This is a genomic window from Aequorivita viscosa, assembly GCF_900106795.1.
GTDB lineage: Bacteria > Bacteroidota > Bacteroidia > Flavobacteriales > Flavobacteriaceae > Aequorivita > Aequorivita viscosa.
Genome location: NZ_FNNS01000055.1, coordinates 1 through 2,432, shown reverse-complemented (window position 1 = coordinate 2,432; position 2,432 = coordinate 1). Strand labels below are relative to the sequence as shown.

Here is a 2,432-nt window from a genome sequence, read left to right as displayed (position 1 = left end):
CTTTTGGTTGCTGATTTACGGTAAACTTCATCAAAATTTACCTCTATAAACTCTCCCACAACGGTCTCGTATAACCGTCAGTTACGGGTTAATATGCGTTAATTTTCGGATTAAGCACAAGCCTTAGCAATTCCGAGTGGATTCGGACGTAGTCGAATCCGCCGTAATTGCGGTTATACATTGTTGCCAGTAGTATTTTATTCAACTGTCTTTTCGATTAGTTTTAATTCTCCGTTTTCAACTTTCCAATGTTCGTAATATTCTTTGTCCTCTGAATTATGTCCAATAACAAATCGTTCAGTCAATTTTGGAATTCCGTTTGTCAATTCATAAACGTCTCGTCCGTGTTCGCAACAACCGTTTCTCCAAGTCGAATTAATTTGTTTTTTTTCGTAATCAAATTCAGGCGAAGTTATTTCTCCGTAATCTTTGTTTTCTTCAAAGAGTTCATTTGTAGGATTATAAATCCAAAATAGAAAAGGAACATTCGGTCCAGCTGGAAGAAATTCCATTAGCCTAAAATCAATTTTTCCGTCAAAATCCATATCCTCAATTGCGAAAAGTTGGTCGTTTGGAAATGTTTTGCTGAAATAGTTTTCGCTCGGTTTTATTGTTTGCTTTAAGATTCCATTTTTCAGAACCTCAATTTTAGTTATTTCACAGTCAGTTTTTCCGCATTTTTTTGTCAGACAAAATTCAAATTCAGCATCTGAAAACTTTATTATTTCTTGTGAATAAAGTTCAAACGAAAACAGAATTATTAATATTAGCAGAATTTTTTTCATATTACTGGCAACGGTCTCGTATAACCGTCAGTTACGGGTTAAAGTACGCAAATTTTTCGGTTAAGCACTTACGTTAGCAATTCCGAGTGGATTCGGACGTAGTCGAATCCGCCGTAATTGCGGTTATACATTGTTGTGCAACGTATTTTTATTTCGTTTGTCAATTTCTATTGCTCTTTTATAAAAGTCTTTAAATTCATTTTTGTTATTTTTCGCTCTCATTGCAGAAAGAACATCTGTCAATCCTAAACTGCACCAATCCCACAACATTGTGTCAAAATTGTACTTATACATTTGTTTTCCGACTTCAGTTCTTATTTGGTCAACTTCGCTTTCATTTATTCCATTTTCTTTAAGCCTTTCTAAAACTCTTTGCTCATTTTCTTGAGTAAATTCTGTGTCAAGATAAGGTTCCAAAATCCAATCCCAATTCCAGCTATGTTCGGTCAATTTTATTTTATTACTTTTCGCAAAGTCTTTTAATTCTTCCTTTTTTTCTGCTGATACGAAAATTATATCGTTGTCAACGTATATTTTACAAGTTCCGAAATCCACACTCAAAGAGTCAATTTCAGTTGCTTTGATAGTCCTATTAGGATAGGCAATAGAAGGTTCAAATGGATATTCAGAAATCTCTATTTCATTTTCCGTAATTTTTGATTTTCCAATTCCACACAATAGATTTTTCATTTCATATTCAGTCGAGTTGAAAAAAGCTCCTTTTGAAGTTTCCTTTTTTGTCGATTTGAATATGTTTTTTAGAAAGTTCATTGCATTTATCATATGTTGCACAACGGTTTCGGCTATGAGTAGTTGCGTGGGTTAGCACTTAACTTTGCAAGTACACAGCAAACTGAAAATCCGCGAGGATTTTCAGAAGTAGGCGAGAACAAGCAATTACTTATAGCCATTGTTAGGCAACGTTTTTATTTTCGTATTTTTTTATTCCGTCCAATTCCGCTTTTTTTTCATCACGTTCTTCTTCGATGTCATAATCATCTTGAAGTCCAAGCCAGAATTTCGCAGAATTCCCAAAATATTTACTCAAACGTAGAGCAGTATCCGCCGTTATTCTACGTCTACCTTTTATTATTTCCGAAATCCTAGTTTGCGGTATTTTTAAATCTTTAGAAAGTCTATAAGCTGAAATTTCAAGTGGCTCAAGAAATTCAAAATTCAAAACTTCTCCTGGATGTACATTTGCTAATTTTTCCATTTTTTTTGTTTTTAATGATAGTCAATTATTTCAACTTCTCTTGCGTTTCCGTTTTCCCATTGGAATATTATCCGCCATTGTTTGTTAATTCTGATACTATAAAAATCGTTTAGTTTTCCAGTCAGTTTTTCTAGTCGGTTAGAAGGAGGAATTCTTAAATCTGCAATATCTTCTGAGTTGTTAAGCATTCTTAATTTTCTCCGTCCAACATTCTGTATTTCAATCGGCATTTTTTTGACTCGGATACCGTTCCATATTTTTTCGGTTTCTTTTGAACCAAACGATATTATCATAATAATTTTCTACGTTACTAACGCCAAAGGTAAGTAACAAATTTGTTTTGTGCAAATGTTGCCTAACGATTGGATATGGGAAGTATCGCTTTTCGCGATATTTACTATATCTGGTGTTATCGGCAGTGTTTCTACTCC

At 33.8% G+C, this 2,432-nt stretch carries 5 protein-coding genes; all 5 read right to left on the bottom strand.

The genetic code is table 11. The features are described from left to right. Positions 1-197: 197 nt before the first annotated feature. Positions 198-785 (bottom strand): XAC2610-related protein, encoded by a 588-nt coding sequence (locus tag BLW28_RS15475; protein WP_073222347.1) that lies wholly within the window; start codon positions 783-785, stop codon positions 198-200. Between the two features lie 123 nt (positions 786-908). Further along, positions 909-1,475, bottom strand: a complete 567-nt coding sequence (locus BLW28_RS15470; protein WP_143036929.1) for a hypothetical protein — start codon at positions 1,473-1,475, stop codon at positions 909-911. A gap of 223 nt (positions 1,476-1,698) precedes the next feature. Next, positions 1,699-2,001 carry a HigA family addiction module antitoxin gene (locus tag BLW28_RS15465; RefSeq protein ID WP_073222351.1) on the bottom strand — a complete coding sequence of 101 codons (303 nt, stop codon included), beginning with the start codon at positions 1,999-2,001 and terminating at the stop codon, positions 1,699-1,701. Between the two features lie 11 nt (positions 2,002-2,012). Then, complete coding sequence (locus BLW28_RS15460) at positions 2,013-2,294, bottom strand: type II toxin-antitoxin system RelE/ParE family toxin (RefSeq protein WP_073222354.1); 282 nt, start codon at positions 2,292-2,294, stop codon at positions 2,013-2,015. Then, positions 2,221-2,432 (bottom strand): hypothetical protein (locus BLW28_RS15930; RefSeq protein ID WP_218143098.1); only part of this gene is annotated, 212 nt, incomplete at its 5' end. The genes BLW28_RS15460 and BLW28_RS15930, both read right to left, overlap by 74 nt.

What these genes read in the sequence shown, in the direction of transcription:
- BLW28_RS15475 (WP_073222347.1), bottom strand. Translation starts at nt 785, where the DNA reads ATGAAAAAAATTCTGCTAATATTAATAATTCTGTTTTCGTTTGAACTT.
- BLW28_RS15470 (WP_143036929.1), bottom strand. Translation starts at nt 1,475, where the DNA reads ATGAAAAATCTATTGTGTGGAATTGGAAAATCAAAAATTACGGAAAAT.
- BLW28_RS15465 (WP_073222351.1), bottom strand. Translation starts at nt 2,001, where the DNA reads ATGGAAAAATTAGCAAATGTACATCCAGGAGAAGTTTTGAATTTTGAA.
- BLW28_RS15460 (WP_073222354.1), bottom strand. Translation starts at nt 2,294, where the DNA reads ATGATAATATCGTTTGGTTCAAAAGAAACCGAAAAAATATGGAACGGT.